We start from the raw sequence: 19,179 nt of genomic DNA on the forward strand, positions 1-19,179 counted from the left end.
TTTGAACTAGCAAGACCCTGCGATCATTTAAATACTTGCTTGGTAGACTAGAACAATCCATTCGCTCAGTTAAACCTTTCGACACCCGCCCATCGCCTCGATTCAAAAAAGCACCGCACGGAAACTTTGTCCTCGACTTCTCGTATTTCGCTCTATGCTTTGGGGATTAATTCGCCGAGGAAACGCTCATGCGCTTGGAGGGTTCAGCACAGTCTTCCTCAAGCATCGATACCTGCGACCCCGTCGCCTCAGGGGACATAGGGGAACAAATCGCGATACCCCGCATCGAGCCGATAGTTTTGGTAGCCCGAGCCGGGGCACCGCAGGCACCCGCCGTGCGCATATTTCTGGGTACCGAACCTGCGCAACACCGCGCCGAGCGCATGTTTGTCTATGCGCTGGAGCAGGTGCGAAACCCGGACCGCCGCTATGAGATTTACCGGATGACGGGCCTGCCCGGATTCGCCCAGGCGGGCTGGCGTACCGGCTTCACCAATTATCGCTTCGCTATCCCGGACCTGGCGGGCCGCCACGGTCGCGCTCTATATAACGACGTCGATCAACTCTATACCGCCGACCCGGCCCCTCTGTTCGACCAACCGATGGGTGAGCACGGCTACCTGGCGCTCTCTCCCAGAGAAACGGCTGTCATGCTCATCGACTGCGAGCGGATGCAACGCTGCTGGAATATGAAAGCAGCCACCACGACCAGCAAAAAAAAATTGCACGCGCTTGCAGCCGAAATACCGGGCTGCTTCGGGATACTGGATGCCATCTGGCACGCCCGGGATCTGGAATACAAACACGGCGAATCCCGATTGTTGCATTACACAACGCTACATCTACAGCCCTGGAGACCGCTGCCCGCTCAATACAGCTATCAAATCCATCCCTACGCCGAAATTTTTCTAAGCCTTGAGGAGGCTGCAGACGCTATCGGGTATGAGCCCTACACGGCAGCGCAGCCCAGCCCTCAATTTGTCCAGTCCAGTCGGGAAGTCACCACGCCACCGGCACGTATCCCGGAAGATGTCGAGCTGCTCAGTCGTGAGCTGCAGTGTGCGAAGCTCGGGCTGATCGGACCCTGGCAACAAACGACGACGCACGGCCCGGCAGTCAGGCAGTTCAATACTGAACAGCTTCGCCAAGTCGATTTACCTCCTCAGGATTTCATCGCGGCCCATGGTTTTGAAAAGCTGGCTCCGGAAGACTTGCCCTGGGTCATCGACCGCCTGTTTAGCCTGGCAACCCGCTTGCTTTACATTCAGGCCAGGCTCACTGGCGACGGTTCGGTGACCAGCTCTGTAAGCGGTTGGCGCCGACTCCTGCGGCGCATCGCACGGCGCTATCCGGATCGTTGCTGGCAGCTCGATTGCGATGATGGAAAGGGTCGTACGCAGCGCTTCGTCGCTGACTATGCGTTGCGGCGCAAGACGGCTGATAGCCCTAACGTCTGGGTGCTGCTCAGCAATCATGCAGGCGACAACGCACAGCTGATTGCCATGGCCGACGCGTTGGGCTGGCGCTACGAATGCAAACGTATAACCATCCCCCCCCGTCCTTATCTGCTCGACGCCATTCTGGGCGCCAAGTTGCCCAGACGGTCAGTACCTGGCCTGAGCGCGCCTTGGCCAGATATGGTCTTGAGTTCGGGACGGCGTTGCGCCCAGGTTGCCCAATGGATCAAGTATCGCTCCAAGGGCAAGACACAACTGGCCCATGTGGGGCGTGCTCAAGTTCCGTTGTGGCGCTTCGACCTGGTCTTGTCGACTCCGCAATATGGGCTTGCCCTCGCGGACAACGTAGTGGACCTCCCTGCCCCATATATGAATCCACGCTCGCTGGATCAGGCGCAACTGGAGCCATGGCGACAGCGCTTCACTTCATTGCCTCGCCCCTGGATTGCCGTCCTCGTGGGAGCAAGCGCCCCACCCTACTATATGGACTCAGATGTAGAGGCTCGACTCGGCCGTGAAGCCAATGCTGCGGTCAAAGCCCTGGGCGGCTCGATCCTGCTATCGACCAGTCCGCGCTCATCTGCAACGACCACCGATGCATTGCTGACCACCATTGACATTCCATGCTGGTCGTATCGATTCGGTGAGGCACAAGACAATCCTTATCCTGCATTTCTCGCGCTGGCGGATGGATTTATCGTCACCGGCGACAGCCTTTCAATGCTGACAGAGGCCTGCATGACCGGGCGTCCGGTTGCGGTATTTCCGCTGCCCAGCCAACGAAAGGGCAAAGCTCGGCTTCGCCACGAACTGGAACAACGACTGGGGGTAATTGACCGGACAACGGGGGGACGTGGTACTCCCAAGCAGCAGGAGGGCTTCGCCAGATTCTATTTCAAACTGGTTTCGGCCGGATTGATAAGGCGGGAACGACAATTTGAGCAGGCGCATATCGCACTTGGCGTCATGCCTTTATCACAAGGGCTTATGCAGCCGCCAATGCTATCTCCACAAATGCTGAAAAGCTCCCGCGAGCGCGCCATTAACGCCATTCGTGGATTGATAATCGGCGACCATCCATCAAGTTCTGATTGATGGTGTTTCTGTCTAGTACAAGGAATCCATCATCCCTCGCCGATCCAGCCAGTATCGTTTTTACGCCATCTCTTGATGGAGGTGAGCAATCGTACATACTTGCCCGCCCGTTGGCATTCGAGTTCCGCAGTCTGTGCCCCGCCACGGCCAGGTACATGGTAAAGCGAATCGCTTAAATGGACCTTTGGTTAACTCGCTTGGAGAGCGCTTCGGCGCTTTCCTTGCGCTCGGAGTAACGATCTACCAGATAGTTTTCGTTACCTCGCACTAATAACGTGAACTTCATCAGCTCCTCCATCACATCGACAACCCGGTCGTAATATGACGAGGGTTTCATGCGCCCGGCTTCATCGAACTCAAGGAAGGCTTTGGGCACGGATGATTGATTGGGTATCGTGATCATGCGCATCCAGCGACCAAGCACGCGAAGCTGGTTCACAGTGTTGAACGATTGCGAACCTCCACATACCTGCATCACCGCCAATGTCTTGCCCTGCGAAGGACGAACCGCTCCCAGCGCCAAGGGTATCCAATCTATCTGCGCTTTAAACACTGCAGACATTGAGCCATGACGTTCCGGCGAGCACCAAACCTGCCCCTCTGACCACATCACCAGGTCGCGTAGTTCCTGCACCTTAGGATGATCGACAGGCGCATCATCTGGCAGTGGCAACTCAGAAGGATCGAAGATGGCCGTTTCTGCACCCATGAGTTCCAGGAGGCGCGCTGCCTCTCGCGTCAGTAACTGGCTGAAGGAGCGTTCACGAGTAGATCCATACAGTAAAAGAATGCGGGGTTTATGCTCCGGCGCTTCTCGTCCTGAAAGCTTATCGGGCGTTGGTACATCGAGCAGTGACAGGTCAAGATTTGGAAAGTCATTCGGGTTGTCGCTGGTGAACTCGTTCATCACACCTCTCCGATCCGGTCCAATTGCTGCTTAATTTCAATCTGGCTGAGGGCTCTCATGTCCAGTGAAAAGAACGCGGCAAATCGTTGGCGAACTTTGGCGACCGTAGCGTCAAATGCCGCCTGTATCTCCTCATCGCTGCCTTCCACTTCTGATGGATCAGATAAGCCCCAGTGACTTTTTATTGCGCAGCCGAAGTAAACGGGGCAAGGCTCGCCACCCGCCTTGTCACAGACAGTAATCACAATGTCCGGCGGGTTGTCCGCGAAGCTTTCAGAGCCTTTGCTGTAGAGCCCCGAGGTGTCCACACCCAAACTTTTCAAGGTATTAACTGCGCGTGGATTGAGGTGCCCACTCGGGAAGCTTCCCGAGCTTATTGCGCTCATGCCTTCGGGCGCTACTTGGTTGAACAAGCCTTCGGAGAGCACGCTCCGGCAGCTATTAGCAGTACACATGAACAGGACTCGCATGGGGTACTCCAGCCGCTTTTGGCGGATGTCAGAGGCTTAGGCGCAGTGCCAACGCCAGGAGGGTGATCAACAGAACCGGAAGGGTCAGCAGGACGCCCACTTTGAAGTAGTAACCCCACGTGATACGCATGCCTTTGCGCTCCAGCACATGCAGCCAAAGCAGCGTGGCGAGGCTGCCGATGGGGGTAATTTTCGGGCCGAGGTCGCAACCGATGATGTTCGCGTAGATCATGGCTTCGCGGACGAGCCCTTGCGCGCCGCTGGCCTGGATCGACAGCGCGCCGATCAGTACGCTGGGCATGTTGTTCATCACCGACGACAGCAACGCAGAGACCAGGCCAGTGCCGAGGGTGGCGCTCAGAAGGCCCTGTTCGGCCAAGTGATCCAGCACCGCAGCTAACAGGTCAGTCAATCCGGCATTCTTCAGGCCATACACCACCAGGTACATGCCCAGCGAGAACACAACGATTTGCCACGGTGCTTCGCGCAGCACGCGTCGAGTAGAAATTTTGTGGCCCTTCGCCGCGACCGCGAAGAGGATGGCTGCGCAAGCTGCAGCGACCGCACTGACGGGAATTCCCAACGGTTCCAGCGCGAAGAGCCCGATCAGCAATACCAGCAGCGTCCAGCCACCGACGATAAACGTGGCACCGTCGCGAATCGCTGCTTTAGGTTCCCGAAGCGCCTCCACGGCATAGCATTGAGGTACGTCTCGCCTGAAATACAGAAACAGCACCAGCAAGGTCGCGGCGACACTGGCCAGACTCACCGGTACCATCACCGAGGCGTACTCGGCAAAGCCCAATCCGAAGTAGTCGGCGGACACGATATTCACCAAGTTGGAGACTACCAGCGGCAGGCTGGCGGTGTCGGCGATGAACCCGGCGGCCATGACAAACGCCAGGGTCGCGGCCGGTGAAAAGCGCAGCGCCAGCAACATCGACATGACGATGGGCGTGAGGATCAGCGCCGCGCCATCGTTGGCGAACACCGCAGACACCGCGGCCCCGAGCAATATGCAGAATGCGAACAGTCGATAACCGCTGCCCTTCGCCCAGCGTGCCACGTGAAGCGCGGCCCATTCGAAGAAGCCCGCTTCATCCAGCAAAAGACTGATGATAATTACGGCAATGAACGTAGCGGTCGCGTTCCAGACGATGGCCCACACCGTAGGAATGTCCTGCAGCGACACTGCACCAACCGCCAGCGCAACGAGCGCTCCGACCGTGGCGCTCCACCCTACGCCGAGACCCTTGGGTTGCCAGATGACTAGAACAAGCGTGAAGACAAAAACTGCAACAGCGATAAGCATTGGAGGCTCGCTCGATCAGGGTTCAGCAGCAGACTGCTTCGCGGACAGGTCGTCCATCCATGTTCTGCAGGCGAACAGCGTTGTCCCTGAGCCAACCGGCGTTGGCTTTTGACGTCACTTGCAGGATTTCGTGAATCCACGCGGGCAGATCCGGACTGAGGCGGTAATAGACCCATTGGCCCTGACGACGATCGAGCAGCAAACCATTGCTGCGCAGCTGAGCGAGGTGGCGGCTGATTTTCGGCTGGCTGTCGTCGAGTGCGCACATCAGCTCGCAGACGCAGAGCTCACCTTGATCGGAAATAAGCAGCATGGCGCGGACACGAGTCTCGTCGGCCAGGCTCTTGAAGACTTCGGGAGGCGTAATCATGTCGTGCGCTCAAAACATATGGATAATCGAATATACGCATTGCCATATATTTAGTACAAGACCTAAATTCTTCGACCGGTTGAATCCACAGTCGATTGCGGTTCATCGCGAAAGACAGCAGCCAAGAGCCTCGATCTCGCATGTTCGCCTGGGACCCTCCAGCAAGACATAAATAATGACTGCTTTCCAGCGCCCCGAAATGACGCCAAGGGTTCGCTCAATGGGTAGACGAGGAAGCATTTTCGTAATGGTCATGGGGCGATATCAACTTGCATACCAAAGGGTGTGTAGGTGGAAGAATAAGCGCTCACTAATCTGAATCTCCAGTGCGGAGGCCGGTTGGGCAGATCTGATAGCTTTCGGCAGACCTTTCATTGCTAATCCTGATTTGGTGGTTCGTTTGAGAAACGATTGGCCGCTGGCTGAGGCACATCATTCCACCTTCTATACACGCGACGGTGAGAAGGGCTACACCGACTTCCCCTATTTCCAGTAAGTCGGCAAGGCGGTTATGCCGGCCTTCACACGCACGTGGGGAAACGAAAATTCACGGCCTGACCGCCATGCTTAACACTTGCTCACCCCACGCGCTTTTTTACTCCCTGTCTTTCGTCGTACGGATGAGATTGCCGCGTAATTTCACGATGGCCTGCTGCATTTGCACGAAGTCTTCGGGCTCAAGTCCCGTTTGCGGGAAGCCGTCTTCCGAGAGGCCTTCACGCAGCTTTCGCCCCTCTTTCGTGAGACTGATCCGCACCTGGCGTTCGTCTTCCGGGTCGCGCTGGCGCAGCAAATAACCCACCGCTTCCAGTTTCTTCAGGATCGGCGTGAGGGTGTTGGATTCGAGGAACAGCTTTTCGCCGAGGCTGCCAACGGTCTGGTTGTCTTCCTCCCACAGCGCTACCAGGGTGATGTATTGCGTATAGGTGAGCCCGAGCCGTTCGAGCATGGGTTTGTAAGCCTTGCCGAAGGCGAGGTTAGTGGAATAGACCGCAAAACACAGGAAATCGGAAAGCTTAAGGTCGAGGGCTGATTTCTTTTCAGTGGATTTCATGAGCATTCTCTGTGGCCAAAGACGGATGGATTGCATGGCAGAAACTATACATCGCATGCGATGGTATCGGAAGTGCTAACCCCTTTGGTCGTTATGCAAGTGTGTCAGGTCTGTGAAGGTCGACGACCGGCTCACCAGGGATGACCTGGCGAGCCGGCGGTGCGTTAAGCGGTAAGGACGTTGATAGCGACGTCAATGTTGCCGCGTGTTGCTTTGGAGTACGGGCAGATTTGATCGGCGTTATGAGCCAGTTCAGTCGCGACGCCGTGATCCAGACCGGGCACCCGCAGGGTCAGTCGGGCCTGGAGGAAGTAGGCTGGCCCGGTCTGCCCCAGATCAACCTCGATGTCGACGGCCGTGTCGGTCGGCAGTGTCACCTTCATCTGTTGGGCAGCCAGCCCCACCGCTGCGATGTAGCAGGCAGACCACGCCCCGGCGAACAACTGCTCGGCTTTCGGGTGCGGCTGGACAGCGGTGAACTCATGTTCCGGTTTGGCGCTACCGGGCGACGATAGCGTGATGTCGAGGCTGCCGTTATGGCCGCGCGACGTGTTGCCGGCGCTGTTTTGAGTGGTGTGGGTTTTGCCGGTGACCAGTACTTTTTCGATCTTGCTCATGATGATTCCCTCAGACTTGTAGACTATTTACGCACGACTGTATCGCATGCGATATTAATGACACATCCAGATATCACGCCGTAATCACGCTCAGGACAACGTCGATATTGCCGCGTGTTGCTTTGGAGTATGGGCAGATGGAATCGGCGATGTGCGCCAGTTCGGTTGCGACATCGTGTGCCAGCCCCGGCACGCGCAGGGTCAGTCGGGCCTGAAGGAAATAGGCCGTACCAGTCTGGCCCAGGTCCACTTCGATGTCGACGGCCAGGTCCGCCGGCAACACAATATTGCGTTCCTGGGCCACCAGGCCGACCGCTGCGGTGTAGCAGGCCGACCATGCCCCGGCGAACAGCTGCTCGGCTTTCGGGTGCGGCTGGGTGGCGGCAAATAGGTGTGCCGGTTGAGCGGAACCGGGTGACGACAGTTCGATATCAAGGTTGCCGTTATTGCCGGCACCGCTGCGCGTGGTATGGGTTTTCCCGGTAGCCAATACTTTTTCAATCTTGCTCATGAATGCTTCCTCAGAATTTAATGTATGTGTGCGATAACATCGCATGCGTCATTTATGACGCTTAAAAAGAACAACATTTATCAATCGGTTGATGCAGTGATCCAGTTGTTGCCGTTGTGGCCATGGGAAGCGTGATCGGTAGAGAAAGACATTTTGTGGCTGCTTCCGGTATTCATGGCTGAATCTCCAAACGGCAAGTTGCGGTGATTGTTTATCGCTTTCGATTAGATCGTACGCGATGTATAAATATTGATCCAAAGCGCCCACTGCTGTCAAAGATTATTTTAGGTCTCGACGACGAATGGTATTTGCCTCTGGTCGCGCGGTTCGGACCACGTTCACGCATGGCGCTCAACGATCCGAACCGAGCCATCCTGATCCTTACACAACCAGAATCAGGACTTCGTTGCCTTGGGACTTGTCACCTATCTCAGTGACTTAAACCCGGCCCGCACTTCCTGTGAGAAAAGCTCCGGCTGCTCCCAGGCAGCAAAGTGCCCGCCTTTGGGAAGCTTGTTGTAATGCACCAGTTTGGGATAGGCCTTCTGTGACCAGCTTTTCGGAGCCGCATACAGCTCATCAGGAAACACGCTGACCGCTACCGGGATGTTGACGCCCTTGACAGCGAAGAATGTTGACTTGTTCTCCCAATAGAGCCTCCCCGAAGAAACGGCTGTGTTGGTCAGCCAGAACAGCGTGATGTTGTCGAGGACGTCATCGGGTGTGAGCCCTTCCGCGTGTCCGTCAATGGAGCGTGCAATCATCTCGTAGCTTTTAGGATCGTGGTCAAGCATGAAGGCTGCCAAACCAACGGGTGAGTCAGCAAGGCCTGTCAGCGATTGAGGCCTGTCCCCCATCATCATTGCGTAGCCGATGTGCTTGTAGGTGTTGGCGAGTTGATCAGCCGCCAGCTTCTCTTCCTCGGACAGACCGCCGGGTACCGGCTCGCCGCGAAACAAAGCCGCATCGAGTTCAGGTGGGATCACGCCGGGCATGTTCGAATGAATGCCGATCAAGCCCGGTGGTGCCTTCACCGCCATCAGGTCGACGACGATTGAACCCCAATCACCCCCTTGCGCCCCATACCGGGTGTATCCAAGACGCTTCATTAGCTCAACGTACGCGTCGGCGATACGAACAGGGCCCCAACCGGCCACGGTTGGTTTTTCCGAGAAGCCGTAACCAGGCATTGACGGAATCACCAGACTGAACGCATCGGCAGCACTGCCACCGTACGCCGTAGGATCGGTAAGCGGCCCGATGACTTTCATCAACTCGATAATCGATCCAGGCCATCCGTGCGCCATAAGCAGCGGTAACGCATTCTCGTGTTTTGAGCGGACATGAATGAAATGTATATCCAAGCCATCAATATGAGTGATGAAGTTTGGAACCGCGTTTATCTTGGACTCAATTACTCGCCAGTCATATTTTGTCGCCCAGTGTTTGGCCAGTTTCTGGATCGTCGCCAGTTGTACACCTTGAGAGGAGTCATTGACTATTTCCTTGTCCGGCCATCTTGTTGCTTCTATACGTCGACGCAACTCTGAAAGTGCTGTCTCTTTGGCACTGAAATGAAATGGCCGTATTTCAGCCCCAGCACTATTTGTTTTTGTTGAAGTATTGGTCATAGCGTCAGTCCTGATTGAGAACCCGAGTAAACCTAGCGGGACAGCAGCACATGTCACTGCAGCAGCACCGCAAAACTTACGTCTGGTCAGAGAAAGTTGTTTGATGTGTCTTGGCATACAGATTCCCAAGGCGCGAAGTCACACATAGCGCCCATTTTTATTGAGCACGCGGAAATAACGACAACAGGGATTTATAGCGAGCGTTGTATCAAGCGTTGTATAAGCGGTTTTTATATCAGTTCGTGACTATATCGCAGGCGCCGCTTATGGACTTTTATAGTCTGCCGGGTGACAACGCAGCACGTTCGATTACGACGTCTGGACGTTCAAATAAACGTCGATGTTTCCCCGCGTAGCCTTCGAGTACGGGCAAATTTGATCTGCAGCATGTGCGATAGCTGTAGCGACCTCATGAGTCAGGCCTGGCAGATGTAAGTTCAAACCAGCCTGCAGGAGATAACCGTCCCCGGTTTGACCGAGATCAATCTCGATATCGACGGATATGTCGGTTGGAAGTGTCACCTTTAACTCTTTGGCCGCAAGGCCAACGGCGGCGATGTAGCAGGCAGACCATGCGCCGGCAAACAACTGCTCAGCAGTCGGATGCGGTTGGGTGGCGGCGAATACATGGGCCGGCTGGGCGGCACCGGGCGTTGACAGTTCGATGTCGAGTTGGCCGTTATGCCCGCGCGAAGTCGTGCCGGACCTGCTCAGCGTGGTGTGAGATTTGCCGGTTACCAAGACTTTTTCGATTTTGCTCATTGGTGATCCTTGTAATTCTAATGAGGCGTCAAACAGCACAACAGACACGTAACTATCTGACGGGGCTCATTTTATAGGCATGTAAAAAGTGCCGGGAATGCCGGAAAAACCGATCACCTTCGACTATTCCGTCCACCCCACTGCCATTCGCGAATTGAAATAAATCACATCACCGCTCGTCGCCCAAACGCAACGCGAGCTTTGACATCAATGGATCTTTGGTTGAATATTTATAAATCGCATGCGATCTAATCGATATCGATAAGCAGCCACTACACCCTTGCCGCTTGGAGCATCAGCCATGAACACCGCAAGCAGCCACAACCTGTATACCCCTGCCGATTGCGCTTTCCTTGGCCACAACGGCAACAACTGGATCACCGCTTCGTGAAGCTAAATCAGCTTCGAGCCTTCTGCTCTGTGGTCGACATGGGCAGCTTTCGTTCGGCGGCACGATTACTGGACTCTGCCCAGAGTACGTTGACAGAGTCGATTCAAACGCTGGAAAGAGAACTAGGGGTCACCTTGTTGGTGCGCTCCAACCAAGGCATCAGTCTGACCCTGGCCGGTAAGGTTTTCCTGACCCGGGCACGCTCGATCATTGTGGATTGCGATCGCGCGGTACAAGACGTCCGACAATGGAATGGCATGCCTGGAGGCCAGATCGCATTAGGTGTCACGGCGGAGCCATTGGCTGCATGCTTGATGCCGGTCTTCAGCAGTTTTACCCGTCGATTTCCACACGTGCAGTTACACGTCGCCAGTGGAAAGACGAAGATGCTGATCGAGATGATCCGCGCTGGCCGGCTCGACTTCGTGATGTGCCCCCTGAGTCCTGGCGTTTGCGATATCGACCTGCACATTGAGCGACTTTACAGCTCGAAGGCCAGCGTCATTGCGCGCAAGGGGCATCCCTTGGCGGATGCTCGCTCAGTGCAGGACCTGGCCGATTGCCAGTGGATCAGCGTTCGGCCGGGTGGGGTTGTCGGTAGCGCGGAGAACCATTTGATCGAGTTGTTCAGAGCCCAAGGCTTACCACCTCCGAAGATCGCAATTACCACCGAATCACTGCTGGAAATCCTGCACATCATTTCCGAGACGGATTACTTGACCGTTGAGCCCAGCTTGCTTCCCGGCATGAAGCTGTTTTCCACATCGTTAATCAGCATTTCGATTCGGGAGCCGTTGGAATCGCGTGAGGTGTGCTTGATCAGCCGTCGAGTGTCACCCTTCACCCAAGCCACACAGGAACTGACCAGCATGCTGATTTCTTACTCGCGCTTGCGCCAGCGAGCCAAGGGGTGAGCCGCGAGCGCTCATTCAGTCGTCTGTTAGTAGAAGAGGCCGCTCGTCTTCTCGAGCACTTTGGTGCAGAGACCCGCATCTTCAATCCGACCGAATTGCCACTGCCCGACGATGTTCCAGCAGAGCATCCGAAGGTGCAGCCACCCAAGGCAAGACGCTGGCGGTGATGCAAGTCTGTGGCGGCTCGCAGTCTTTCAACGTGGTCAACCAGCTCCGTGTGTTGGGGCGCTGGATGCGGATGTTCACCGTCCCCAATCAATCCTCGGTGCCAAAGGCCTACATGGCGTTCGACGAAGCAGGCCAAATGAAGCCGTCGGCGTATTACGACCGAGTCGTCGATGTGATGGAAGAACTGGTGAAGTTCACCGTGCTGCTGCGCGACCGCCAGGAGTTTCTGGTGGATCGCTACTGAGAACGCAAGGAGACTGCCGAGCAGTTCACCACCCGTGTAAACCAGCGCGCACTTTGAGGTCGCAAGGATCAACCCTCAGAGGAACTGATCGAGTCTTCACTGGACTCAGCAGCTAACTTCAATCGGTCAGCTTTACTAATGTATTTGGACTTGCTTGGCGGTGCCAATTTGGCACTGGCCTTTTTGGCGTGGGCCTTTAATAACTGCTTTATTTTTTTACGACGATTCATCTTTTTCTACCCGGTTTGTAAATGCTTAATTGTGTGGCTGGTGTTCTAGCGCATTGATGTCAGGGCCAGGGGTTGAGCCGCGCGAAAGAAATCAAGCCAGCAGTTCGGTGATCCACCGGGCCTGCCGGGCGATGTCTTGCACCTTCTCCTCGGGCACCGCCTGCCGCGCCCGCGCGAGGTGGGTCAGCGTCTTTTGCTTCTGGCGCAAAAGGCGCTGCCACTTGACCAGGAATGCCGGGGTGCGTGCCTGCATCTGCAACGGGCCGAAGTACAGTTCCTCGGCGGTGTAGATCACCGGCCCGTCAGGCTCGGCGACGATAATTTCATAGTCGAAGCGGTTCTCCCGCAGCATTTCCTCACAGAGGATGCGGTAGCCATTTTCCATCAGCCATTGGCGCAGTGGTTGCTCGCCGCCGTTGGGCTGCAGGATCAGTCGCTCCTGGCCACTTAGGCGCGCCTTGCCGCTGTCAAGGATGTCGCGGATCGTCTCGCCACCCATGCCGCAGATGCTGATCGCCGTGATCCCGTCTCCCGGCTCGATCGCCGCCAGGCCACTGGCCAGGCGCACGGTGATTCGCTGCTCCAGGCCGTTCTCGCGCACCGTACGTTCGGCCGAGCGGAACGGCGTCAATGCCACCTCGCCGGCCACCGCCACCGCGATGACGCCACGGAGCATCAACGCCACCGGCAGGTAGCCGTGATCCGAGCCGATATCGGCCAGGCGCGCATCGGCTGGCACATGCGCCGCCACGCGCTCAAGGCGCATGGACAATGTCTGTTCGTTCAACTGCAGTTCCTTTTCACCACGGATGTCCGGCACCTTTGGCATGAGTGCCAGCGGCCCATAATGCTTGGTGAGGGAAGCCGGGTAAAGCGCGCGCACGGGTTGTGTGAAATTGTCCAACGGTTGGTCGATTTGCTCGATCCACCTCATTCGCAGCGAGAACGTTCAACCAAAAAGGCTTAAGGTAATCCCGGCCAACACACTATGAGGTCCATCTCGTGAGCAAAGCGTCTTATGTTCCTCCCAAGGTCTGGAAAAATAACGCCCCGTCCGGCGGCCAGTTCGCCAGCATCAACCGCCCGACTGCTGGCCCGACCCATGACAAGGTGCTGCCGACAGGCAAGCATCCTTTGCAGCTTTATTCGCTGGCCACGCCCAATGGCGTGAAGGTGACCATCCTGCTGGAGGAGCTGCTCGCGTTGGGGCATGCCGGCGCCGAGTACGACGCTTGGCTGATCCGCATCAATGACGGCGACCAGTTCTCCAGCGGGTTTGTCGAGATCAACCCGAATTCAAAAATCCCGGCGCTGCTGGACCGTAGCGTGGAGCCGCCGATTCGCGTCTTCGAGTCCGGTTCGATCCTTCTTTACCTCGCGGAAAAATTTGGCACCTTCCTGCCCACCGATCCCGCCGGGCGCACCGAAACCTTGAACTGGCTGTTCTGGCAGATGGGCGCTGCGCCCTACCTGGGCGGCGGCTTCGGACATTTCTACGCCTACGCGCCGGATAAGCTCGAATACCCGATCAACCGCTTCACCATGGAAACCAAGCGTCAGCTGGATGTCCTCGACCGTCGCCTTGGCGAAAGCCCCTACCTGGCCGGCGAGCGCTATACCATCGCCGATATCGCGGTCTGGCCCTGGTACGGCCAGTTGGTGCGCGACAACGTGTACTCGGCTGCCGAGTTTCTATCTGCCCACGAATACACCCACCTGCAGCGCTGGGCAGAGGAAATTGCCAACCGGCCTGCGGTTATCCGGGGGCAGCGAGTCAACCGGACGTGGGGGGATGAGGAGAGCCAGGTGCACGAACGGCATCGGGCGGATGATTTGGACTGAAGGCCGTGGTATGCCCTGCCCCGATCAGGTGTCGGGTAGTTACACCCTGAAAAAGCTGCGCGGTCAGTTGGCAGAAGAGTCGACTGGGCCGCGTTCGGCCTGCTGAATACTTGTTCGTTTTGTATCGATTGAGGCCCTCGCGACAGGTCAAAATCGGGCAATTAAGGCGTTTACAATAATCTGAGCCGCGGTACAAAAAAGGCTCTTTGTTATAACCGCTAAGGACTTTTCAATCGGGCCGTTCCTATCAGCTTATGTGAATGGTCAAGTGGAGATGCGCTGCTATGCTTGAAGGGTCGGAGTTACCGACGAAAGACGACATGTTCAGGCCAGCTATTGATCTCGAGTGACTCGCAATAGATCAAATCACCTACCGCCACGCATACTGTCGCCTCCTGTCCCTACCGCCGATCGTGCCAAGCCGCCTCCCGGCGATACGCACGAAAATCACGGCCATGTGTGTACCCGCGAAGAATCCGAGCAAAGCGGGGATTTGTAGTGCGCGCCGATTATTAAGCAGACCGCAACGGCTGCTCAAACGGGAACTCACATGCTATCAGGCAACCACCTGGAGATGTTCTCATGAGACTTCATTTGCTCACGGCTGCATTGATCTTCGCCAGCATGGCGACGACGGGTGCGGCGCTCGCTGGTGAAGCTTCCCCCACCAGCGCGGACAAGCAGGAAATCAAGCTTACACGCGTCACGCCCGAATACTGGCGGGTCACGTTCCATAACCCGCCGTACAACATCTATGGCCCGGAAACCATGCCGCAATTGAACGAAGTGGTCACCGCCATTGAGTCCGATCCGAAACTGGTCGTTGTGGTGTTCGACAGCGACGTTCCGGATTTCTTCCTGACCCACTATGACTTCGTTCCCCCGCTGACCGACACCACCAGCCTGCCCAACGGCCCGACTGGCCTGCCACCGCTGCCCGACATGCTGGTGCGATTGAGCAAGGCACCCGTGGTCTCGATTGTGTCGATTCGCGGTCGTGCCACCGGTGTCGGCAGCGAGCTTGCCTTGGCCAGCGACATGCGCTTTGCCAGCCGTGAAAAAGCCATCTTGTCGCAATGGGAAATCGGCGCCGCCCTGGTGCCCGGAGGTGGTCCTATGGCGCGCCTGCCTCGTCTGATGGGTCGTGGGCGTGCGCTGGAAGTGCTGCTGACCGGCAACGATATCAACGGCGAACTCGCCGAACGCTATGGCTACGTCAATCGCGCACTACCCGACGCCGAACTCGACAAGTTCGTCGACACCATGGCACGCCGCATCGCTCGGTTCGACAAACAGTCAATTTCCGACATCAAGCACCTGGTCGACGCGGCCAGTCTGCCACCCAATGAAGCCATTGCCGCCGAATGGGAAGGTTTCATCGGCTCGGTGAAACGCCCGGCGGCACAGGCACGGATCAAACAGCTGATGGAACTTGGTCTGCAAAAAAAAGCGGATGTCGAGAAACGGTTGGCCCATTACACCGGCACCTTGGGTGAGGAGTCGAAATAATCCTGCATCCCGTATCTTTCAGACGATGCGTTTTGGCCCGCCAACCCGATGGATGATGGCTTGGCGGGCGCGGAGACTTTCGCGTGTGACTTGAGCGCGGTGACAGCTTGTTCCACCTGGCTCACTGTTTTCGATCAACATCATCACCTTTGATGCTGATCAGCAGCGAGCCCGGTGGCATCTCCGGTCCTAAGTTGAACGGTCGCGGGATTCCAACAGAGGTAGGATATCGGTAATTGAATTGATTACATTACGGATCAACTGAATTGCTCATCAACGGCATTATCACAAGGGTGCTCTACACATACATTAGACAGGATATCTCTATCGTCAGCGGCGACTGACCTTGGCTTGTTTGTCAGAGGGCCAGGTCACGATGCCGATTTATTTAATGCGCAGTTGAGGTGCCTTTCATGATTCAGAACATTATGAAAACTGCTTGCCTGACAAGCCTTCTTGTCGCATGCACAACAATGTCGCTCGTTCACGCGCAACCATTACTGCTCGGCAAACCCGGTGTTTTGTACAATGAAGACGTGGAGTGGCGTAACTTTCCAGCGTTTCCGAAAGAAGTAAAGCTGGCTGTTCTGGTCGGTGACCCTAGTAAGGCAGCCCCATACGTTGTTCGAGTCAAAGTGCCGAACGGCACTAAATTAATGCCCCACACACATCCTGAAGACCGTATATACACCGTGATATCCGGTGTATTTTATATTGGTTTCGGGTCTGTATTTGATCCGGACAAGTTGGTTGCTTACGGCCCGGGCAGTGTTGTAGTACTCCCAGCTAATACTCCGCATTTTCATTGGGCCAAGTCGGGGGAGTATATCTCTCAGGTTTACGGAATAGGTCCGCTAGGTCTTGAGTATATTGACAGTCATGACGACCCGCGTAATTCGTCAAAGTAAAGTACCTTTAACAGTTGTTTTCAGGCTTTATTTATCCTGAGACACGTAAGCGCCGGGCAAGCCCGGTGGTTCCTCCGCGTGACCTCAGGAATGTGACGGGAAGTGCGGCAGAACGTACTCGCCGAGTTCGTCGAGGATTTCGCCATAGGGTTGACGGCTGACCTTGGGGTTGAGCGCGATATGTGAGACACCGGCAGATTGCGCTTGCTCAAGGTAATTGCGCAGGCCGTTGCGCCCCGCCCGGAAGCCACCCTGGATGCGCTGGAATGGCTGATCCGGGTTGTCGCTGAGATCGAAGTACCCACCCAGGCCCAACGGTTTGAAGGCGTTGCGATTTTCTGCCTCATGCACGGTGGCGTGCCAGCTCTCGCCAAACGATGCCAACCGCTCTGGACTTTGAACACCGGCAAGATAGCCATCAAGGTGCTGAGCCAACCATTCAATGCTCTGTTGCGCCTGACCGACAGCAATTGAGGGGACGCGGCCATACGGCGCTTTGGGTACCAGATCCAGGTGTCCGGATGAGCCACCGAATCGCTCGGACCGGAAATGGGGAAAGCTCTGCTCGATCAAGGTTCTAAACACCGAGAAGGCATCACGGTAGCGATCGCCACGGGATTCATAATCGATACCCAGCATCGGGTAATCGCTGAATCGATCGCCCGAGGAAAGTCCTAACACCAGGCGACCTTCACTGAGTTGATCAAGGGACGTCGCTTGCTTGGCCAGATACATGGGGTCACGGGTAGGCAGCACAATACCCGTGGTTCCCAGGACGATGCTGCGGGTGGCGGCGGCCAGGTAGCCGATGTAGACCAGTGGTTCAAAGATCTGCGCCACATCGCCATAACCTGGGTCGTAGAAAGGTATGTCACGCATCCATAAGGCACCAAAGTGAAGCGCCTCGGCACGCTGCGCCATCTCCACATGACCGCGCATGGTCGGAGCCGGTCGGCCCGCGTGGGTTTCGAGGGGTAAAATCAGGCCAATCGTGAGCGCCTCTGGTTGAAACAAGCGTTGAAAGCCAGGGTGACGCACAAGCGAGGGATGGGCGGTCGGTAAGCTGGCGGGTTGCGCCTGCGGCGATATGTGTGTGGCGATAGTCATGATGGCAGTCCCGTGAGTGACGATGACTGACATATTTATTGAATCCTCAGGCTGGATAAACAGCTATTTGTGACCATTACACGGTCCACTGAGTCCCCAATATCGCTATCGTTCCCAAGGCACTCCCGTTTCCCAACGCTCAATCAACAGATCAATAAATCGGCGAACGCGCGGGGACAGGTGACGCTTGCTTGTGTAGACGACTCTGATGGGGTCGGGAGGTGCGCGATAGGGTTTCAGTACTTCCACTAACGTGCCGTCGCGCAGGTCGTTACCCGTAATGTAGGTCGGCAGGTGAATCAGGCCGATGCCTGCCAGCGCCGCCTCACGCATGGCTTCTGAACTGTCGATATTCAGCCGCCCTGGCTGTTCGAATAGATGAAGGCCGGCAGGTGTCTGGTAACGCCAGACGATAGTCCGCTCGCCACTGAATAAAGCGATGGTGTCATGCCCGACAAGTTCAGCAGGCGATTTCGGTACACCGCAACGGGCCAGATAAGTAGGCGATGCACACGTCGCGAACTGTTGCCAACCCACGGTACGGGTCAATAATTGTGAGTCATCTTTTGGCGTTCCGATTCGTACGGCGATGTCGATGCCCTCTTCGACCAGATCAACAAAGCGATCGGTAAACCAGACATCCGCCCGTAGTTCAGGCCACTGTTTCAGATAAGCATCCAGAATCGGCAGGATGTGGCGTTGACCAAAGGACAGTGGTGCAGTGAGTTTGAAGGTGCCGGTTGGCCGCCCACGGCGCAAGGCCATGGTCGCTTCCACTTCATCCAGATCTTCGAGAATCTGGCGCCAGCGCTCATAGGCAACCTGTCCCTCGTCAGTCAGACTCAGTTTGCGCGTCGTGCGATTGAGAAGCCGTGCTCCCATCCGGGTTTCCAGGCGAACTATGCTTTTTCCCACTGCCGATCGCGTCAGACCGAGTGAGGCCGCCGCTGCGGTAAAGCTTCCAGCCTTCACGGCGCTGACAAATGCAGCGATGTCACCAAGTCGGTTGGCTTCCATGGGCAGCTTTACTCCAGGACATGCATAGCTTGTATGCGGGGCATGAAGCCTTCAGAGTAGTTTTTGCCGTTGACTCGGGGTAAAAATTATCGCCTGTCCGCGCTATCAAAAGGCTCAATGAGGTGCCCGGTAGCAGGTGGAATGTGATCACGAATTCAACCGGCTCGCATGGCGCAAACGTATCCAAACCACCCCGAGTAGCACTAATGGAACGCCTAGGCTAGCCACGACAGAAGGTCATAGAACCCATCCCCGATCAGTGCCGACAGCAAGCCGAACAGACTTAAAACCGCTAGCAACAGCGGCCAGCGGAAGATCATCCAAAGTCCGCGCCTCATGCCCTGCCCTCCATTTCCGGACCACTGGCATTCAATACGCCCAGACGTTTTTGCAACGGTAACTTGCGTCGACGCAGCCAGAGGTACAGGCCACTGCCCAAGACAACGATGCTGATGAGGTCGAGCAGTGTCCAGATGATCTTCAACGGCAAGCCGCCATAGTTGCCAAAGTGCAGCGGTTGCGAGACCAGCAAAGTTTTCACGTACAACGGCATCTCACGCATGTCGGTCAGCTCGCCGGTACTCGCATCCACCAGGGCCGGCTTGAGCAGTCGCGCTGTAAGCGGCGTGGTCCAACGCTTTCGCACAGCTTCGCCTCACTCAA

The 19,179-nt window shown here is 56.3% G+C and carries 19 protein-coding genes and 4 pseudogenes; 7 read left to right on the forward strand and 16 right to left on the reverse strand.

Annotation, left to right across the window (positions count from 1 at the left end; all coding sequences use genetic code 11):
* Nucleotides 1–335 precede the first annotated feature (335 nt).
* Nucleotides 336–2,552 carry an ELM1/GtrOC1 family putative glycosyltransferase gene (locus ACA052_RS17950; RefSeq protein ID WP_497646086.1) on the forward strand — a complete coding sequence of 739 codons (2,217 nt, stop codon included), beginning with the start codon at nucleotides 336–338 and terminating at the stop codon, nucleotides 2,550–2,552.
* A gap of 172 nt (nucleotides 2,553–2,724) precedes the next feature.
* Here the strand turns inward: ACA052_RS17950 and arsH are convergent, their stop codons facing one another.
* From arsH to ACA052_RS17975, 5 genes are all read right to left on the reverse strand, one after another.
* The gene (arsH, locus tag ACA052_RS17955; RefSeq protein WP_497646087.1) at nucleotides 2,725–3,459 is read right to left on the reverse strand and encodes an arsenical resistance protein ArsH; all 735 of its coding nucleotides are present in this window, start codon (nucleotides 3,457–3,459) and stop codon (nucleotides 2,725–2,727) included.
* Nucleotides 3,459–3,929, reverse strand: coding sequence for an arsenate reductase ArsC (locus ACA052_RS17960; RefSeq protein ID WP_497646088.1), 471 nt, complete (start codon nucleotides 3,927–3,929; stop codon nucleotides 3,459–3,461). Before ACA052_RS17960 ends, arsH begins: the two co-directional genes overlap by 1 nt.
* A 28-nt stretch (nucleotides 3,930–3,957) precedes the next feature.
* The gene (locus ACA052_RS17965; protein ID WP_497646089.1) at nucleotides 3,958–5,241 is read right to left on the reverse strand and encodes an arsenic transporter; all 1,284 of its coding nucleotides are present in this window, start codon (nucleotides 5,239–5,241) and stop codon (nucleotides 3,958–3,960) included.
* A gap of 22 nt (nucleotides 5,242–5,263) precedes the next feature.
* Nucleotides 5,264–5,611 (reverse strand): metalloregulator ArsR/SmtB family transcription factor, encoded by a 348-nt coding sequence (locus ACA052_RS17970; protein ID WP_497646090.1) that lies wholly within the window; start codon nucleotides 5,609–5,611, stop codon nucleotides 5,264–5,266.
* Nucleotides 5,612–5,713: 102 nt separating this feature from the next.
* Complete coding sequence (locus ACA052_RS17975) at nucleotides 5,714–5,866, reverse strand: winged helix-turn-helix transcriptional regulator (protein WP_497646091.1); 153 nt, start codon at nucleotides 5,864–5,866, stop codon at nucleotides 5,714–5,716.
* Between the two features lie 79 nt (nucleotides 5,867–5,945).
* Between ACA052_RS17975 and ACA052_RS17980 the strand changes: the two are divergent.
* Nucleotides 5,946–6,107 (forward strand): annotated as a pseudogene (locus ACA052_RS17980) (alkene reductase); the annotation flags it as partial.
* Between the two features lie 99 nt (nucleotides 6,108–6,206).
* On the opposite strand, the gene ACA052_RS17985 reads toward ACA052_RS17980, so the two are convergent.
* The 5 genes from ACA052_RS17985 to ACA052_RS18005 all read right to left on the reverse strand — a co-directional run bounded on the left by ACA052_RS17985 (nucleotide 6,207) and on the right by ACA052_RS18005 (nucleotide 10,186).
* Complete coding sequence (locus ACA052_RS17985) at nucleotides 6,207–6,665, reverse strand: MarR family winged helix-turn-helix transcriptional regulator (protein WP_497646092.1); 459 nt, start codon at nucleotides 6,663–6,665, stop codon at nucleotides 6,207–6,209.
* A 164-nt stretch (nucleotides 6,666–6,829) separates the two neighbouring features.
* Nucleotides 6,830–7,282: an Ohr family peroxiredoxin gene (locus ACA052_RS17990; protein ID WP_497646093.1), complete on the reverse strand. Its 453-nt coding sequence runs from the start codon at nucleotides 7,280–7,282 to the stop codon at nucleotides 6,830–6,832.
* A gap of 73 nt (nucleotides 7,283–7,355) precedes the next feature.
* Nucleotides 7,356–7,793 (reverse strand): Ohr family peroxiredoxin, encoded by a 438-nt coding sequence (locus ACA052_RS17995; RefSeq protein ID WP_497646094.1) that lies wholly within the window; start codon nucleotides 7,791–7,793, stop codon nucleotides 7,356–7,358.
* 425 nt (nucleotides 7,794–8,218) lie between these two features.
* Nucleotides 8,219–9,424: an epoxide hydrolase family protein gene (locus ACA052_RS18000; protein ID WP_497646095.1), complete on the reverse strand. Its 1,206-nt coding sequence runs from the start codon at nucleotides 9,422–9,424 to the stop codon at nucleotides 8,219–8,221.
* Nucleotides 9,425–9,733: 309 nt separating this feature from the next.
* The gene (locus tag ACA052_RS18005; RefSeq protein ID WP_497646096.1) at nucleotides 9,734–10,186 is read right to left on the reverse strand and encodes an Ohr family peroxiredoxin; all 453 of its coding nucleotides are present in this window, start codon (nucleotides 10,184–10,186) and stop codon (nucleotides 9,734–9,736) included.
* Between the two features lie 387 nt (nucleotides 10,187–10,573).
* Here ACA052_RS18005 and ACA052_RS18010 point away from each other — a divergent pair, with 387 nt between their 5' ends.
* Together ACA052_RS18010 and ACA052_RS18015 are read left to right on the forward strand one after the other, a co-directional pair.
* Nucleotides 10,574–11,491, forward strand: coding sequence for a LysR substrate-binding domain-containing protein (locus tag ACA052_RS18010; protein ID WP_497646097.1), 918 nt, complete (start codon nucleotides 10,574–10,576; stop codon nucleotides 11,489–11,491).
* Nucleotides 11,389–11,903 (forward strand): annotated as a pseudogene (locus tag ACA052_RS18015) (NADPH-dependent FMN reductase family protein). Before ACA052_RS18010 ends, ACA052_RS18015 begins: the two are co-directional and overlap by 103 nt.
* A gap of 68 nt (nucleotides 11,904–11,971) precedes the next feature.
* Here ACA052_RS18015 and ACA052_RS18020 read toward each other — a convergent pair.
* Both ACA052_RS18020 and ACA052_RS18025 read right to left on the reverse strand, forming a co-directional pair.
* On the reverse strand, nucleotides 11,972–12,133 hold the full coding sequence (locus ACA052_RS18020) for a DUF2986 domain-containing protein (protein ID WP_497646098.1): 162 nt from the start codon (nucleotides 12,131–12,133) through the stop codon (nucleotides 11,972–11,974).
* 91 nt (nucleotides 12,134–12,224) lie between these two features.
* Nucleotides 12,225–12,920 carry a tRNA (adenine(22)-N(1))-methyltransferase gene (locus tag ACA052_RS18025; RefSeq protein WP_497650352.1) on the reverse strand — a complete coding sequence of 232 codons (696 nt, stop codon included), beginning with the start codon at nucleotides 12,918–12,920 and terminating at the stop codon, nucleotides 12,225–12,227.
* Nucleotides 12,921–13,135: 215 nt separating this feature from the next.
* Here ACA052_RS18025 and yghU point away from each other — a divergent pair, with 215 nt between their 5' ends.
* From yghU to ACA052_RS18040, 3 genes are all read left to right on the forward strand, one after another.
* Nucleotides 13,136–13,975: a glutathione-dependent disulfide-bond oxidoreductase gene (gene yghU / locus ACA052_RS18030; protein ID WP_497646099.1), complete on the forward strand. Its 840-nt coding sequence runs from the start codon at nucleotides 13,136–13,138 to the stop codon at nucleotides 13,973–13,975.
* Between the two features lie 582 nt (nucleotides 13,976–14,557).
* Nucleotides 14,558–15,484 carry an enoyl-CoA hydratase/isomerase family protein gene (locus ACA052_RS18035; RefSeq protein ID WP_497646100.1) on the forward strand — a complete coding sequence of 309 codons (927 nt, stop codon included), beginning with the start codon at nucleotides 14,558–14,560 and terminating at the stop codon, nucleotides 15,482–15,484.
* 413 nt (nucleotides 15,485–15,897) lie between these two features.
* A complete protein-coding gene (locus ACA052_RS18040; protein ID WP_497646101.1) occupies nucleotides 15,898–16,392 on the forward strand; it encodes a cupin domain-containing protein in 495 nt (164 codons plus the stop codon).
* Between the two features lie 84 nt (nucleotides 16,393–16,476).
* Here ACA052_RS18040 and ACA052_RS18045 read toward each other — a convergent pair whose 3' ends face one another.
* The 4 genes and pseudogenes from ACA052_RS18045 to ACA052_RS18060 form a co-directional block, all read right to left on the reverse strand.
* A complete protein-coding gene (locus ACA052_RS18045; RefSeq protein WP_497646102.1) occupies nucleotides 16,477–17,499 on the reverse strand; it encodes an LLM class oxidoreductase in 1,023 nt (340 codons plus the stop codon).
* 105 nt (nucleotides 17,500–17,604) lie between these two features.
* The gene (locus ACA052_RS18050) at nucleotides 17,605–18,516 is read right to left on the reverse strand and encodes a LysR family transcriptional regulator (protein WP_497646103.1); all 912 of its coding nucleotides are present in this window, start codon (nucleotides 18,514–18,516) and stop codon (nucleotides 17,605–17,607) included.
* A 147-nt stretch (nucleotides 18,517–18,663) separates the two neighbouring features.
* A pseudogene (locus ACA052_RS18055) lies at nucleotides 18,664–18,854 on the reverse strand (hypothetical protein).
* Nucleotides 18,851–19,165: pseudogene (locus ACA052_RS18060) on the reverse strand (PepSY domain-containing protein); the annotation flags it as partial. The pseudogenes ACA052_RS18060 and ACA052_RS18055, both read right to left, overlap by 4 nt.
* Nucleotides 19,166–19,179: the final 14 nt, after the last annotated feature.

The organism is Pseudomonas sp. LBUM1644 (assembly GCF_059716195.1).

Excerpts from the sequence above, each read along its gene's own strand:
- arsH (WP_497646087.1), bottom strand. The coding sequence starts at position 3,459 with ATGAACGAGTTCACCAGCGACAACCCGAATGACTTTCCAAATCTTGAC.
- ACA052_RS17960 (WP_497646088.1), bottom strand. The coding sequence starts at position 3,929 with ATGCGAGTCCTGTTCATGTGTACTGCTAATAGCTGCCGGAGCGTGCTC.
- ACA052_RS17965 (WP_497646089.1), bottom strand. The coding sequence starts at position 5,241 with ATGCTTATCGCTGTTGCAGTTTTTGTCTTCACGCTTGTTCTAGTCATC.
- ACA052_RS17970 (WP_497646090.1), bottom strand. The coding sequence starts at position 5,611 with ATGATTACGCCTCCCGAAGTCTTCAAGAGCCTGGCCGACGAGACTCGT.
- ACA052_RS17975 (WP_497646091.1), bottom strand. The coding sequence starts at position 5,866 with ATGACCATTACGAAAATGCTTCCTCGTCTACCCATTGAGCGAACCCTT.
- ACA052_RS17985 (WP_497646092.1), bottom strand. The coding sequence starts at position 6,665 with ATGAAATCCACTGAAAAGAAATCAGCCCTCGACCTTAAGCTTTCCGAT.
- ACA052_RS17990 (WP_497646093.1), bottom strand. The coding sequence starts at position 7,282 with ATGAGCAAGATCGAAAAAGTACTGGTCACCGGCAAAACCCACACCACT.
- ACA052_RS17995 (WP_497646094.1), bottom strand. The coding sequence starts at position 7,793 with ATGAGCAAGATTGAAAAAGTATTGGCTACCGGGAAAACCCATACCACG.
- ACA052_RS18000 (WP_497646095.1), bottom strand. The coding sequence starts at position 9,424 with ATGACCAATACTTCAACAAAAACAAATAGTGCTGGGGCTGAAATACGG.
- ACA052_RS18005 (WP_497646096.1), bottom strand. The coding sequence starts at position 10,186 with ATGAGCAAAATCGAAAAAGTCTTGGTAACCGGCAAATCTCACACCACG.
- ACA052_RS18020 (WP_497646098.1), bottom strand. The coding sequence starts at position 12,133 with ATGAATCGTCGTAAAAAAATAAAGCAGTTATTAAAGGCCCACGCCAAA.
- ACA052_RS18035 (WP_497646100.1), top strand. The coding sequence starts at position 14,558 with ATGAGACTTCATTTGCTCACGGCTGCATTGATCTTCGCCAGCATGGCG.
- ACA052_RS18040 (WP_497646101.1), top strand. The coding sequence starts at position 15,898 with ATGATTCAGAACATTATGAAAACTGCTTGCCTGACAAGCCTTCTTGTC.
- ACA052_RS18045 (WP_497646102.1), bottom strand. The coding sequence starts at position 17,499 with ATGACTATCGCCACACACATATCGCCGCAGGCGCAACCCGCCAGCTTA.
- ACA052_RS18050 (WP_497646103.1), bottom strand. The coding sequence starts at position 18,516 with ATGGAAGCCAACCGACTTGGTGACATCGCTGCATTTGTCAGCGCCGTG.